This window comes from Kaistella haifensis DSM 19056 (assembly GCF_000735695.2).
Taxonomy (GTDB): domain Bacteria; phylum Bacteroidota; class Bacteroidia; order Flavobacteriales; family Weeksellaceae; genus Kaistella; species Kaistella haifensis.
This window is the reverse complement of sequence record NZ_JASZ02000022.1, coordinates 1-15,101: the sequence shown is the minus strand read 5'-3', so window position 1 is coordinate 15,101 and position 15,101 is coordinate 1. Positions and strand designations below refer to the sequence as shown.

At 35.3% G+C, this 15,101-nt stretch carries 14 protein-coding genes and 1 pseudogene; 9 read left to right on the top strand and 6 right to left on the bottom strand.

Annotated features, from left to right (window positions below):
* Positions 1-7: 7 nt before the first annotated feature.
* The 5 genes from AP75_RS09855 to AP75_RS09835 all read right to left on the bottom strand — a co-directional run bounded on the left by AP75_RS09855 (position 8) and on the right by AP75_RS09835 (position 4,740).
* On the bottom strand, positions 8-916 hold the full coding sequence (locus AP75_RS09855; protein WP_031502031.1) for a restriction endonuclease: 909 nt from the start codon (positions 914-916) through the stop codon (positions 8-10).
* A gap of 10 nt (positions 917-926) precedes the next feature.
* Positions 927-1,856, bottom strand: coding sequence for a 1,4-dihydroxy-2-naphthoate octaprenyltransferase (menA, locus tag AP75_RS09850; protein ID WP_088264513.1), 930 nt, complete (start codon positions 1,854-1,856; stop codon positions 927-929).
* Positions 1,857-1,928: 72 nt separating this feature from the next.
* The gene (locus AP75_RS09845) at positions 1,929-2,765 is read right to left on the bottom strand and encodes a 1,4-dihydroxy-2-naphthoyl-CoA synthase (RefSeq protein WP_031502611.1); all 837 of its coding nucleotides are present in this window, start codon (positions 2,763-2,765) and stop codon (positions 1,929-1,931) included.
* A 152-nt stretch (positions 2,766-2,917) separates the two neighbouring features.
* Positions 2,918-3,154: a hypothetical protein gene (locus AP75_RS09840; RefSeq protein ID WP_031502609.1), complete on the bottom strand. Its 237-nt coding sequence runs from the start codon at positions 3,152-3,154 to the stop codon at positions 2,918-2,920.
* A gap of 176 nt (positions 3,155-3,330) precedes the next feature.
* On the bottom strand, positions 3,331-4,740 hold the full coding sequence (locus AP75_RS09835; RefSeq protein ID WP_088264511.1) for an APC family permease: 1,410 nt from the start codon (positions 4,738-4,740) through the stop codon (positions 3,331-3,333).
* A 192-nt stretch (positions 4,741-4,932) separates the two neighbouring features.
* Here AP75_RS09835 and AP75_RS09830 point away from each other — a divergent pair, with 192 nt between their 5' ends.
* The gene (locus AP75_RS09830; RefSeq protein WP_088264533.1) at positions 4,933-5,436 is read left to right on the top strand and encodes a DUF4920 domain-containing protein; all 504 of its coding nucleotides are present in this window, start codon (positions 4,933-4,935) and stop codon (positions 5,434-5,436) included.
* Positions 5,437-5,485: 49 nt separating this feature from the next.
* On the opposite strand, the gene AP75_RS09825 is transcribed toward AP75_RS09830, so the two are convergent.
* A complete protein-coding gene (locus tag AP75_RS09825) occupies positions 5,486-6,592 on the bottom strand; it encodes a M14 family zinc carboxypeptidase (RefSeq protein ID WP_031502605.1) in 1,107 nt (368 codons plus the stop codon).
* A 349-nt stretch (positions 6,593-6,941) separates the two neighbouring features.
* Here AP75_RS09825 and AP75_RS09820 point away from each other — a divergent pair, with 349 nt between their 5' ends.
* The 8 genes and pseudogenes from AP75_RS09820 to AP75_RS09785 all read left to right on the top strand — a co-directional run.
* On the top strand, positions 6,942-8,033 hold the full coding sequence (locus AP75_RS09820; RefSeq protein ID WP_088264509.1) for a TerC/Alx family metal homeostasis membrane protein: 1,092 nt from the start codon (positions 6,942-6,944) through the stop codon (positions 8,031-8,033).
* 135 nt (positions 8,034-8,168) lie between these two features.
* Positions 8,169-8,681, top strand: a complete 513-nt coding sequence (locus tag AP75_RS09815; protein WP_088264507.1) for a helix-turn-helix domain-containing protein — start codon at positions 8,169-8,171, stop codon at positions 8,679-8,681.
* Between the two features lie 115 nt (positions 8,682-8,796).
* Entirely contained in the window at positions 8,797-9,234 is a 438-nt protein-coding gene (locus AP75_RS14690) for a hypothetical protein (protein WP_242589799.1), read from the top strand.
* A gap of 170 nt (positions 9,235-9,404) precedes the next feature.
* Positions 9,405-10,145, top strand: a complete 741-nt coding sequence (locus AP75_RS14685; protein ID WP_242589798.1) for an AAA family ATPase — start codon at positions 9,405-9,407, stop codon at positions 10,143-10,145.
* Between the two features lie 148 nt (positions 10,146-10,293).
* The gene (locus tag AP75_RS09805; protein WP_088264505.1) at positions 10,294-12,420 is read left to right on the top strand and encodes a S9 family peptidase; all 2,127 of its coding nucleotides are present in this window, start codon (positions 10,294-10,296) and stop codon (positions 12,418-12,420) included.
* 208 nt (positions 12,421-12,628) lie between these two features.
* The gene (locus AP75_RS09800) at positions 12,629-13,471 is read left to right on the top strand and encodes an alpha/beta hydrolase (protein ID WP_031503367.1); all 843 of its coding nucleotides are present in this window, start codon (positions 12,629-12,631) and stop codon (positions 13,469-13,471) included.
* A gap of 118 nt (positions 13,472-13,589) precedes the next feature.
* The gene (locus AP75_RS09795; protein ID WP_088264503.1) at positions 13,590-14,321 is read left to right on the top strand and encodes a hypothetical protein; all 732 of its coding nucleotides are present in this window, start codon (positions 13,590-13,592) and stop codon (positions 14,319-14,321) included.
* 594 nt (positions 14,322-14,915) lie between these two features.
* Positions 14,916-15,101, top strand: a pseudogene (locus AP75_RS09785) (IS4 family transposase); the annotation flags it as partial.

The window sequence follows — 15,101 nt, the reverse complement described above, 5'->3', positions numbered from 1 at the left end:
TTTTAATTTATTCATTTTCAAAATAGTCAATGTCTATTTTCTTTAATTCATAAATGTTATGAGTTGAAACTCCTAAATTATATTCAATCATTAAACGAGTCAATTTCTCACCATCAATCAGTACTATTTTTGTTTCGTTTCGAGGAATATAATTAAGCGCATCCGGAGTAAATTTAGAAGTGGTAATAAAAATTCCTTTTTTAGCACCTTGTCCTGCAAGAGCTCCCACAAACTTCTGAATTTCAGGTCTTCCAACATTTCCCTCCCATCTCTTTGCTTGAATATAAATAATGTCTAATCCTAATTTATCTTCTTTAATAATCCCATCAATACCTTCATCACCACTTTTTCCGATTGCTTTACCCGCATCTGCAAGAGAACCCCCATAACCCATTTTTACAAGAAGTTCTACCACTAAGTTTTCAAAAAAATATGGATTACATGACTTTACTTTTGTAATTAATTCTTGAGAAAGTGCTTTTTGAATGGTTAAAAATGATTGTTCAATCAATTCCTCCGGAGTTTTGGCTTCTTCGGTTTCAAGGTTAACATCAGTGGTTTTATACTCAGATTTTGAAGATTCTAAATATTCAATATATTCAGGTAATGTTTTTAAAAATTTTAAATTAATGACTTCAGGATTTTGATTCAAAACCTCCAATCCTTTAGGTGTAATTCTAAAACTCCCTCTTTTGGGACTTTCCAATAATCCTGCTATTTTCAAATGCGCTTTTGCCCATGCAACACGATTAACAAAAACTCCTTGTTTTCCACTCGGCAACATTTCTTGCAATTCTTCATCCGACAAATTAAAATATTGAGATAAATTAGAATTAACTTCCTTCGCAGTAAATTCATTTCCATTTGAAATCTCTTTCAGCAAAGGAAGCATTATCGTTTGAAAATCTGGAATCATAAAATCTTATTTAAAAATAATTCAACCCAAAAGCCACTAAAATTGCCATCATCAAAGTCATTATTCCTACTTGTTTTAAGAAAGGATCTAGTTCGCTTGGTTGTTTTACCTGCATTATTTTTCTACGAAGTCCCGTCATTGGAAACATTAGAATAAAAAAGATGAAAGCATAGTATTTTCTTTCGGTGTGCAAACCGTTCATCATCATAAAAACCAGCATTAGAATCAAAGGAAGCTGTAATAAAATCACTTCATAAACCATTGCATTCCTAAAACCTAAACGCAAAGCCAGCGTTTTTTTACCGCTGATTGCATCGTTTTCAATGTCGCGCATATTGTTCAGATTCAAAACTGCTGCACTCAACATTCCGATTGCGGTAGCCGGAAGAAGCATATCCCAGTGAAAAGTTTTGGTGAAAAGGAAATAACTTCCGCAAACGGAAACCAATCCGAAAAACACAAACACAAAAATATCGCCCAAACCTAAGTATCCATAAGGTTTTTTACCGACTGTATAGCCGATTGCTGCCAATATACAGGCAATTCCCAATCCTACGAAAATGTAGAATTCTTTCATTAAATTTTCTTTGAAAAAAGCAAGATATAAAAGCCCAACCGTTGCCAAAAAAGATAGAATTGCGAACAAAATCACTGCATTTCTCATTTGATTTGCTGTAATTTTTCCTGAAGCTACGGCTCTTTGCTCAGCTTCTCCTATCCTATTTTTGTCGGTTCCTATTACTCCATCGCCGTAATCATTGGCAAAATTTGAAAGAATTTGATAAAGCAGCGTCACCAAGATTGCCATCGCAAAAATCTTCCAGTCCCAAGTTCCACCGTTTTCGATGACTCTCCATCTTGCGATGAAAGATCCCATTATAATTCCGCTCATTGACAGCGGCAAAGTTCGCAGCCGAGCTGCTTTTATCCAATCAATCATAAATTTTAGTTGTAAGATTTCAGACAAATTTTAAAAATCTGAGTCTAAGCTCCTATCCGAAGTCTATTTTTTTTAAGAAATCCATTTATTCTCGCCGAAATCAGGTTTTCTTTTTTCGAGGAATGCATTTCTGCCTTCTTTGGCTTCATCGGTCATGTACGCCAAACGCGTTGCTTCGCCTGCAAAAACTTGTTGACCAACCATTCCATCATCGGTTAAATTCATTGCGAATTTCAACATTCTAATGGATAAAGGTGATTTTTCTAAAATTTCCTGAGCCCATTGGTAAGCGGTATTTTCCAGTTCTGCATGCGGAATCACGGCATTTACCATTCCCATTGCTTCAGCTTCTTTGGCAGAATAATTTCTTCCTAAAAAGAAAATTTCACGGGCTTTTTTCTGACCAACCATTTTCGCCAAATAGGCCGATCCGTAACCACCATCGAAACTCGTCACATCGGCATCAGTTTGTTTGAAAATCGCATGCTCCTCGCTCGCTAAAGTCAAATCGCAAACCACGTGCAAAGAATGTCCGCCACCAACTGCCCAACCGTTAACAACTGCAATAACCACTTTCGGCATAAAACGAATCAAACGCTGAACTTCCAAAATATTCAAACGATGTCTTCCATCTTCGCCTACGTAGCCTTGTTCACCACGCGCTTTTTGGTCGCCACCGCTGCAGAATGCATGTCCTCCATCTTTTGGACTAGGACCTTCGCCGGTAAGCAGCACGACACCTACAGAAGAGTCTTCCGAAACGTGATAAAAAGCATCGTATAATTCTGAGGTTGTTTTTGGGCGAAATGCATTGCGAACTTCAGGTCTGTTGAAAGCAATTCTAGCTACAGCGCCACACTTTTGATAAGTAATATCTTCGTATTCTTTTACGGTTTTCCAATCGATCATTTTCTTGTAAAATTTGAGCCAAAGATACGGAATTTATGAGGCAGGACAAAAGGAAAACGAAGGGTTTTGGGAATAAAATCGGATAATTTTCCGTGTAGAATTGCACTCAAAATATTCTTAAAAGTTTTAAAATACGGCTTGAAAGATATAATTTATTCCGGATTTTCTTCTTCGGTGATTTCGTTGGTTTCTGCTAGAATTTTCTGGGCTATTTCCACATCATGTTGATTGACTAACAGAAAATAATTCTGAGAAATGGGGAAAACTGCCACATTATTTACATATTCATTTTTAATGTGACTCGGAATATCACGCGATGCGAGTTTGGTTTTGGCAAGTTCTATTTCGTAAAGATAGGATGATTGAAAAATCGGAACTAGTTCTGACATTTTTTAATTTTTATTAAATGTAAGGTAAATTTGGGGAATCTTCAAAATAAAAACGACAGAACTTCTAGCCCTGATGGAAGTGGAAATCCTTCCGCCGACAAGGTCGGCGGAAGATTGCAACGGACAGCAGGTGGAGTCTTGGAAAATATAGAAAACCTTGATGCTCCTAAAAAAAATTATTCAGTTTTCCGTCTGTTGATAAACCAATATACTGGCAAGCCTAGCAAAATAAGGAGGAAACCAGGCCATGTATATTGGGGTTTGAACCAAATCAACAGGATACAAAATGCACTGCCGATCAATAGATATAAGATGGGCGTTATGGGATAAAGCCATGTTTTGTAGGGCCTTTCCATGTTTGGTTTTTTGACTCTGAGGTAAATAACTCCGAAAACCGTAATCATATAGAAAAGGACGATAACGAAGGAAATCATATCCAGCAAATCGCCGTATTGACCGCTGAGCGCAAGGACTGAAGCCCAAATTCCCTGCATCCATAGTGATTTTTCGGGAACTTCATTTTTATTGTTTTCTATGGCTTGTTTGAAGAATAATCCGTCTTTCGCCATAGTCTGGAAGACGCGTGCGCCGGCTAAAACCAATCCATTGATGCAACCAAACGTAGAAATCATCACCAAAATCGCCATAATTACGGTACCTAAATTTCCGAAAATAACTTCCGAAGCTGCTACCGCAGGACGATTTTTATCCGCAAATGCGATTTCGTCTCGATCAAGTACATTCAAATAAACGAAATTCACGAGGAGATACAAAATCATCACAACGATGGTTCCCAAAACCATTGCTTTTACTACATTTTTCTTTGGATTTTCAATTTCGCCCGACATGAAAGTTACGTTTTCCCAAGCAACAGAACTGAAGACCGACCCGACCATCGCAGCTGCAATTCCGCCAAGAAGGGTAACACTTCCGATCGATTGCCAACCGGTTGGAACCAGATCATTTCCTACTTCCTTCCCAAAATCCTGAAAAGCATTCCAGCCAAAACTCATATTTTCTGTCCATTGCGAATCTTTAACCAAAAGAAATCCGAAAACGATAATTCCAAGTAGCGCTAATATTTTTGAAGTAGTGAAAATATTCTGCAAAAATTTGCCATTTTTCACTCCTTTGGTATTGATATAAGTGAGCAAAAGAATAATCACAATTGCTAAAATTTGCACCCAAGTAATTTTGAAACTTCCGCTTTGGAAAATCGGTTGCGAATTATTAAGCGCTGGAATCAAATAAGAGGTAAATTTTCCGAAAGCCATTGCAACAGCGGCAATCGTACCGGTTTGGATTACCGTAAACAATCCCCAACCGTAGAGAAAACCAGTCATTCTGCCGAAAATTTCGGTCATGTAGGTGTATTGCCCGCCCGCTTTTGGAAACATCGCAGAAAGTTCACCGTAAGAAATCGCCGCAGCAACCGTCATAATTCCAGTAATGATCCACACCGCTATCAGCCAATATCCGGATCCCAAATTCCGCATCATATCGGAACTTACAATGAATATTCCGCTACCAATCATCGAGCCCATTACGAGCATTGTAGCATCCCAAAGTTTGAGTTTTTTTTCCATTAATTTTGAATATATTTTAAATAAAAAAGATTAGTTCCGGATATATTATTTTTTAAAACATAGTTAGTAAATGTATAAATTTAATTTAAAGGTTTTAAGTTTTAATTAAGATTAATATAGGATTTAAACTTAAAAACACCTTTTCTAAAAATAAAATTGGAAAAATTTATTATTTTTGTGAAAATTTGGTTTATGAAAAAATTAGTATTTATAGTAAGCATCGCATTATCTACGATGGTTTTCGCTCAGGAAAGCGAGAAAAAGATGGGTCCACCTCCAGGAAACGCTTTAATAGGAGACGTTTATGGAAGTGTAATTTCTGCAAAAGCTGAAAAAAAAGCAATTTCACCAGAAAAATTGGATAAAAAGCTGGCTCAATCAAAAAAAATAGAAAATATTGCGGTGAAAGGAAAAGTAACCGATGTTTGCGATAAAAAAGGCTGCTGGTTGACTCTAGAAACAGAAAACAACGAGAAGTTTTTTGTGAAAATGAAAGATTACGGATTCTTCGTTCCTACTGCTTTGATTGGAAAAAACGTAGTATTAGAAGGCAACGCAGAGACGAAAATAATTTCAGTCGATGAGCAGAAACATTACGCTGAAGATGCGAAAAAATCGCAACAGGAAATTGATGCCATCACCAAACCACAGGAAGAAATTCGATTTGTAGCATCCGGAATCAAGGTTGTGAATTAATTATCAACAGTTTACAAATTTAAAGCGAGACTTTTAAGTCTCGCTTTTTCTATTCTATTTTAAAATCAACTTCCGTATCCAGTTTTGGAAATTTCTTGTCGGAAATAAATTTTTTCCCGGTACAATCAATTTCTTTCCAACCCTTTTTTTTGCCAACGTCACCTACTTCCATCACGATAGGCACAAAAGAAATTTCATCATCACCTGCGCGAATTTCTTCTTTGAACTGTACTGCGATGTCGAGAATACAATAATGATCGGTGTTCAATTTCACATTTCTGTAAATTATGTCGTAATGCGACTCCTTATTCTCCGGTATTTCCTGATATTTTTCCCAAAAATCAGTTGCACCTTTCAATTCCGCAATCGCCTTTAAACCTTCGTATAGCGCCAAAGTATAATATTTTCGGGTACCTTCTCTTTTATAATCATTCGGAAAATGACCACCTTCATATAAAATTGTCGGGATTCCCATTTTAGTAAAGTTATCTCCCGTAGAGGTTGGATAAAATTCATCCGAATATCGAGCAATCTGGTTCGGAATTTCATTTTTCAAAGCTTCAAAAATCTTCACAATTACCGCCATCGCTTTTTTTCGAGTTTCAGTAACATCTCTTTCCACGTTCATTGAAGGCGCTAGAAAAGAAAGCGTTGCCGGATTTTCACCATCCGTAGTAAAAATCGTACGTTGTTCATGAAGATTTAATGCATAGTCATAATTACCGTTTTCAGCGATATTTTTCAAAATAGGAAATTCTTTGCTCGAAAGCTTTAGAAAATCACGGTTTATATCAATATCTATCGCATTTCTGCGGGACCATTTTTCTGATCCATCTGGATTCAACATGAAAATAAAATCCAAAGTTATCTCCTGAAACAATTTTTCTTTCAATTCGGGTTGATGTTTAAAAATCTCCAACAAATCAAGCATTGCGTGTGTAGCATTCGATTCGTTCCCATGCATCTGCGACCAAGCCAAAACCTTTGTTCCACCTGATCCGATTCGCATTTTATAAATAGGTTGATCCAGAAAAGATGTTCCGATCTCTGAAATACAATCGCTGTAATTCGTCTGTAGTAAAAAAAATAATTTTCCCGGGGAAATATAGCGGTTTGGGAAATCGGGGCATTTTCGATAAATGAGATTATCTCGCATAGAAAGTTATTTTACAATTTTCAAATTTAATTTTTTTAAACGGATTTAAAAAATTCACTTTTGTAAATTAGCTAAACAGGTTAAAATGTCAGTTTGTCTGTTGATAAAATTGTGGATTGCATTTTATTTAAAAAATTTTTATATCAACCTAAATATCAGTTATTTATTATATTTAAATAAACTACTTTTTTAAATGTACTTTAAGCTAAAAAGTACACTGAATTGCCTATTTGTAGGGAAAAAACGTAAACACATTATTTTGTGGATATCGATATAATTTACAATAAAATTACAAATGTAAATCAGAGTAAAAATGATTAATTTCTTATCTTTGTAATAAATATTTTATATGAGTAGCGAATCACTTTTCCTTATAGGATTTATATTATTTATCTTTTTGATCCTCGCATTAGACTTAGGATTATTAAACAAAAAATCCGACACCATTTCAATGAAACAAGCAGGACTGATGAGTTTCTTTGTGGTTGCATTGTCCATGTGTTTTTATTTTATTTTGATCACGTACGGTCACCTACTCCACGGCATCGATAACATGGAAAAACTACAACAGGTGATTACTTCTCATCATCATCCCGTCAAAGTTATTCCGCAAGATCTGGAACACAGTATCCAATTGTATAATCAAAATTTGGGTCTGGAATATCTAACCGGATACGTTGTTGAGTATGCCCTTTCTGTGGATAATATATTTGTAATGGTACTTATTTTCTCAGCTTTTGGAGTGGCGCAGAAGAACTATCACCGGGTTTTGTTCTGGGGAATTTTGGGAGCGATTGTGATGCGTTTTATCTTTATTTTCGTTGGCGCTGCACTGATCGAGAAATTCAGTTGGATCATGTATGTATTCGGAGCATTTCTCGTTTTCACAGGAATCAAAATGTTTTTCGATAAAGACAACGATGAGAAAATTGATCCTCAAAATCACCCGGTGGTAAAGTTTGCGAAACGATTTTTTAAAGTTCATGACCATTTTGTTGGAAACAAATTTTTTGTGACAATAGATGGTGTGAAGAAAATTACCCCGCTTTTTCTGGTTCTCCTTATTATTGAAGCTACGGATTTGATCTTCGCAGTCGATAGTATTCCTGCAATTTTTTCGGTGACTAAAGATCCTTATATTGTATTTTTCTCCAATATTTTTGCGATTATCGGGCTTCGATCGATGTTCTTTTTATTAGCAGGAATTATCGATAAATTCCGTTTCCTGAAGTTAGGATTGGCCATGCTTTTAACTTTTATCGGTTTGAAAATGCTTTTCCATTCCTACCTGGATTCATTTGGATTTACCACAACACATTCATTGCTCATTATTGTAAGTATTTTAGGACTAAGTATATTTTTCTCGTTAATATTTCCTGAACATAAAAAGGAAAGAAAATTAAGAATTGATGATGATCATAAGGAAAATTTACATCGGTAATTTATAAAAGTGAACACCTTAAACATTTAAAAACCAGCAATCATATTGTTGGTTTTACTTTTGTAAACACGTTTCGATTTCATTTATTTACATTTGTATATTATTGTAAGTAAATATTTATTTACATTTGTAATTATGAATTTGAACGAAAGAATTTCAAAAATTATAGAATATTCAGAACTTTCTTCTTCTGAATTTGCAGATACGATCGATGTACAACGTTCGAATATTTCGCATATTACTTCCGGTAGAAATAAACCATCGCTGGATTTTCTTATCAAAATTAAAGAACGTTTTCCAGAAATTCAGTGGGATTGGCTGATCAAAGGCGAAGGTGAGATGCTCATCAAACCAGAACCGGAAATAATTGTTGAAAAACAAAAACCCACTTCCCTGCCCGATTTGTTTTCTTTAATTGATGATGATAATTTCGGAATTACGGAAAGTGAAGATTCAGTACAAAAAGAAATTCCGCGAGAATCAAAAATTTCCCAACAAAGTCCCGAAAGAGAAAAAATATCCGATTCTCAGCGATTAGCCGTTCAGGAAATTCAACCTAAATTACAAACACCTGAAAATCAAAAAAGTAAAATTATCAGGATTGTAATGTTTTATGACAATGGGAAATTTGAAAGTTTCGAACCTTAATTTCTAAGAAAAGTACCTTTTCAATTATTTTTTTTCAGACTATTTCTCTCGGGTAAGGAAATTTCTATTCAGCATGATTTTTGTAAATTTGATAATTCCTCAAAAAATAATCAAAATGAAATTCGCCGAACTCGCAAAAGAACTTCAAATATCCACCGAAAGCTTTATCAAATTTATCCAGGATTTCGATTTGGAAATTTCAGAATGCATTTCGACAAATTTTGAGGTAAAGAAAGATTTCATAAAATTCGCTAAAGAAAATATAACTTTTTTGAAGAAATATGAAGAGGATTTAGGCCAAAATAAATCCGTAGAAGATATCGCCAAAACCATAAAGCAACCCCAAGATAAAGTTTCCGAAATTTTAGAAAAAGATAAGGTAAAAATCTATGACAATGGCTTTTATAAATCTTCTGTTTCCAGCTATGTAATCGATCAAAAGCTGGGTGGCAATTATCAATTTGTTTATGATTATTTCGGAAAAAAACCAGTCTTGCTGAGCGAGATTTCATCGGTTATCGTGACCTTTTTTTCTTTATTTCCAAAACCTTAGATCCGTTTTTACATCACTCGCTGCTTACGGATTGGGGAATTCATAAATCAGCAGGAATTATTTTATATGGACCTCCCGGAAGTGGAAAAATTTTCTGGGCTAATAAAATTGCATAAATTGTTGATTTTCAGTTTAAAAAGATTAAAAAATATTATTTCGGAACTTCATTTGTGGATGGTAGGAAAGCCAATTTCAACGATTTTTTGGTTGAAATGATGAGCGAAGACAAAGTTTTACTCTTCATGGATGATTTTGATACGATTATGAGTGAAAGAAGCCAGGAAAAATCGGTTTCATCTTGTTATGAAGAAACCAAAGAAATTGTTTTGCATTACGTAAATCAGTTCGAAAAAGAAGGCATATTGATGATTGGATCAGCAAATTCTTTAGTTGATATTGATACGGAGATTCTGGCGCCGGGAAGATTTGATGTAAGTATTCCCATTTTTCCGCCAAATGCCCAGGAACGCTCCGAAATGATTCTGTATTATATAAAGGAAAATCTTTCCAAAGATGCTATTTTAATGGAAATTTTAAAAGCGAACGATGCCGATCATTTACCGTTCTGGAAAGATATTTCGATGAAAATGAAAGTGTTTTCGAATACGATGATCATCGATTTCACCCAAAGTTTGAAAAAGAAAATCAGAGATATTTATCTAAAAAACAGTTCTCAAAATATAAAAATTACTGAAAAACTTTTGGAAGCCGCTTTTCGAGAAGCTTCCGCAAAACTTACAGGAGAATACCTAAATCACGTTGCCCAATTTGTACAGGATGTTTCTATCAACAATTATGATGATTTTTCCAGTAGAATTGAAGCTCTGAAAGCGGAACTTGATAGCTATAAAATGGTTGAAAAACCAATAAAAACCATTGGTTTTACTCATAATGGAGATCAGGAAGAGTAATTTTTTTTGATAAAACACCGGCTCACTTAAAGGAAAAACTTCATATTTTGGTTAAAAAATTTTTCAAACAAAAGGAATCCCTATTGTTGGAGAATGATGGACGCATTTTGATAATTTTGTTATCTTTGATCATTATCAAATTTTTACAATGAAAAAAATCTTTTTATCCGTTTCTATTTTAGTTTCTGTAGCAACTTTCTCACAGGAAATAACTTTAGATAAAATTTACTCCGGATACTACCGCGGAAAAGGAATTGCAGGGATTGCTTCCTTAAAAAATGGTGAAAATTATGCCGTAATCGAAAGAGGTGGAATTGCCAAATATTCTTATAAAACATCCGCAAAAGAAGGAAATATTGTCGATGGAAGTTTCGAATCTTATCAATTTAATGATGATGAGTCGAAGATCCTATTACTAAAAAAAAGTCAGCCCATTTATCGCCATTCTTTCCTCGGAAAATTCGATGTAAAGGATTTAAAATCAGGAAAAACATTAAGTTTAAACAATGGAAATTACATTCAAGAACCCACTTTTTCACCAGACGGAACGAAAGTAGCATTTATTGCTGAAAACAATTTATTTTACCAAGATTTATACTCAGAAAAGATTACCCAAATCACTCAAGATGGGAAGAAAAACTCAATAATAAACGGACTTGCAGATTGGGTTTATGAGGAAGAATTCGGGCACGCAAAGCAATACGAATGGACCAAAAATTCGGACGCAATTGTCTTTGTAAAATCCGATGAAACGGAAGTTCCGGAAATGTACATCCCGATTTACGGAAAACAACTTTATCCTTCTGAACTGCGGTTTAAATATCCAAAAGCGGGTGAAAAAAACTCGATGGTTTCAGCGCATTTATATCGTTTGGATTCTCAGAAAACAGTAGCTTTAAATTTATTGAACTTTAAGAACTATTACATTCCGAATGTTTATAAAACCGCAAAATCTGACGAAATTGTATTGATTACTTCAGACCGATTACAAAATGCGTCGGATGTTTTAAAAGTGAATACAAAAACCGGAACTATTCAGAAATTATTTACAGAAAGTGATGATAAATGGATAGAAACCGATAATGTTACGCTGGAATTTCTAGATGACAATTCATTTATCTGGGGCAGCGAAAGAGATGGGAACAGACATCTTTATTGGTACGACCAAAATGGAAAACTTAAAAAACAGATTACAAAAGGAAATTGGGAAGTAACTGATTATTACGGATTTAATCCAAAAACAAAAGAAGTTCTGGTACAAACCACCGAAAAAGGAAGCATCAATAAAGTAGTTTCTAAGATCAATATTGAAACCGGTAAATCGACGTTGCTTTCTAACGCTGAAGGAAATAACAGTGCGAGTTTCAGCGGAAATTATAATTATTTTATCGAAACTTCTTCATCTGCCGCAAAACCATTTACTTATGTTTTAAAGGACGGTAACGGGAAAACCATCAAAGAACTTCAAAACAACAACGAATTGCTGCAGAAACTTCAGGCAGATAACATGGTTAACAAAGAATTCTTCACGGTTCCCAACGAAGCCGGAGACCAGATGAACGTCTGGATCATGAAGCCAAAAAACTTTGATCCTAATAAAAAATATCCGCTATTTATGTATCAGTATTCCGGACCGGGATCGCAGAGCGTTTCTAATTCATGGGATGCAGGAAACGGATTATGGTTTAACCACCTTGTACAAAAAGGTTATATCGTTGTTTGTGTAGATGGTCGCGGAACCGGCTATAAAGGCACGAAGTATAAGAAGTCAACCTACATGAACCTCGGGAAATACGAGATTGAAGACCAGATTGCAGCCGCAAAATGGTTCGGAAAACAAAGTTATATCGACAAATCCAGAATCGGAATTTTCGGCTGGAGTTACGGTGGATATATGGCAAGTTTAGCCCTTACTAAAGGTGCAGACGTTTTCAAAGCCGGTATTGCAGTAGCTCCGGTTACCAACTGGAGATATTATGACACGGTTTATACTGAGAGATTCCTGAGAACTCCTCAGGAAAATCCTAAAGGATACGACGAAAATTCCCCAACAGAATACGCAAACTTAATGAAAGGTAATTTCCTTTTAATTCACGGAAGTGCTGACGATAACGTGCATTTCCAAAACTCGATGGAGTTTGCAGAAGCATTAATTCAGAACAAAAAACAATTCGAATTTATGGCATATCCTGATAAAAACCACGGGATTTATGGCGGAAATACAAGACCACAACTCTACCAAAAAATGACCGATTTTATTTTGGAAAATTTGTAGGAGGGCTGGAAGTTGAAAATTCTCATCCTAAATTCCTCTCCGTTGCAGAGAGACTTCAAAAAAACTACTCAAAATTTTGGGTAGTTTTTTTTATTTGAAAAAATCCACCATTCATCTTATTTTTCCCTCAATTCATTTAAAAGCTATTCCAATCCGCTAGGTAGCGAAATAAATTTGCTCTAGAAATCAACAATCAAAGCAAAATATCATGAAAGTTTTAGTTCAAATTATTTGTTTCTTTTTTGCAGCACTCTTTTCCGCCCAGCAAAATAAGTATGAAGAATGGTATTTTAACACCAAAGACAGTTTAAGAATTTATGTAAAAGAATCTCTTTCTACCTCTAAAGACACGGTTATCGTGCTTCACGGTGGATTTGGAGCCAACCACGATTATTTGTTGGATGCGACAAAGGGTTTGGAAGGTCGGTTCCATTTTGTTTTTTACGATCAGCGCGGTTCATTGATGTCGCAACCTTCGGCTCCTGAAAAATACCTGACATTCGATAAAAATGTAGGCGATATCGAAACGCTGATGACAGCATTAAACATCAAGAGGGCAAAATTTCTTTGTCATTCCATGGGAACCCTTGTGGGAATGGAATTTCTAAAACAGCATCCCGAAATGGTGAAAAATATGGTATTGGTCGGCGCAATTACACCGGTAGCAAAGTCTGCGGACGATGTTTTCACCAAGCGCCAGACCGAACAGGTAAAATTTTTGATGGAAAGAAAAGAAGTCAAAGATTTGCTTCAGCCTTATGAAAAAAAACAAAATCTTTCGCCGAGAGAAGCCACACGTAAATGGAAGATTCAGTTTGCTGCGGTAAATTCTTATCAGTTAAATAAAAGCCTGCAAAACTTCAAAGGCGGAATGGCTTACTATAATCAAAGAGTGGCTAACGCGATGCCTAAAACAGTCAACTGGAATTACGATTACCGCGATGCGATGAACAAAAACGGAAAAATAACCATCATCAATGGCGAATACGATTTTATGGATTTTGGCAGCACAACACTATTCGGAAAATATAAAGAATTATCCTTCCATTGATCTCCAAGTCATACCGAATTCCGGTCATAATGTCTGGAGCGATGAACCTGAACATTTTAAAAAAGAACTCGAAAAAGCATTAAGCAAATAAAAAATAAACAATCAAAAAATTATTAAAATGAAATCAACAGTTAAAATGCCTTTGGGAGTCGTTCTCTTCGGTGCAGCATTTACCCTTTTTACCCTTCTAAATTCTTTCCGATTAGAAAAAAAAATTGAAAATTTTGATGAAATTAATGTGAAAAGAATTAACATCATTGAAAAAGATGGTACCATAAGAATGGTAATCTCCAACAAAGAACTTCAGCACTCTGGGAGAATGGACGGCAAAGATTGGGAAAAGCGGGAAAGACAGGCAGGAATGATTTTTTTCAACGATTTGGGGGACGAATGCGGCGGTTTGGTATATGCAGCCAAAAAAACAGCCGACGGCAAAGCCACCAGCGGGATGTCCATCACGATGGACCGTTATCGGGATGATCAGGTCATTCAAATTTTAAATGATGAATCCATAGACGCAGGTAAAATTTTTTCTCAACGCGGTTTTTTTGTGAATGACTATCCAACCTTAAACGGCATAAATCAGAGAAATGAAGCTATTAAAGAGGTCGAAAAAATCACTGATGATAAAGCCAGAAAAGCAAAAATCCGTGAAATTTCTCAAACGCACGGAATCAGAAACCTTTTATTTTTAGGCAAAACCAAAGGAAATTCGCAAGGACTCTTCATTGCAGACCAAAAAGGACAGCCAAAACTGATGATCTATGTTGATGAAAAAGGGCAACCCAAAATCCAAACCTTTACCGAAACTGGAGAAATAAAAGATTTCCTGGTTACGGCAACTAAATAATATAAATTTGGGCATTTATCTTTCACGAAAAATGCCCATTTTTGAATTTTTAACATGAAGCATCACAAATTCATATCGAACATTATCCTTTTACTGGTATTTATTGTCTTGGTAAATACTGTGCAAACCTATGTGCTGCACATTACGAGAAAGTTTGGGGACATTGATTTTTTCAATTTATCTACTCACATTTTTGGAATTATCACCTGTATATTTTCTCTGATAAGTACTGTTATTGCTTGGAAAATAATTTCAAAAAGCCAATTCAGGAAAATATCTAAAATGTTGGCGTCCTTTTTTCTGTCCATTGTAATATTTGCCGTCAGTCAGGGCATTTACTTTTGGTTAGAGCGACTGATTTTTTATGGTCTAGATACAACCATAGGTATGATGGTGGGAAATTTTGTGTTTACCTTGGTCATTTTTCATCTTTATATCAGCGGTTTGACATTCAGTCATGGTCGGAAGATTTTTCTTCCGACTTTTTGTATTTAAAATTGTTTGATTTTTTTTGGTTAACTTGTTGATTTTCAATGATTTAATTTGGATTAATGGGTTTTATTTCGTATCTTTATATCTGATAATCAATAACTTATGTCAGTATTTAAAGACCACAAGATTTCTCTTAAACAAGTTTTGGATTTTATTCCCGAAGCTCTTTTGAGCCATCTTTCTGCAACCACGAAGGTGGACTATTACAGCAAGGTGCTTCATGGCAAGAAAATGTTCTACCTTTTGCTTTTCTGTATCTTCGACAATGAAAAACTAAGCCAGAGAACT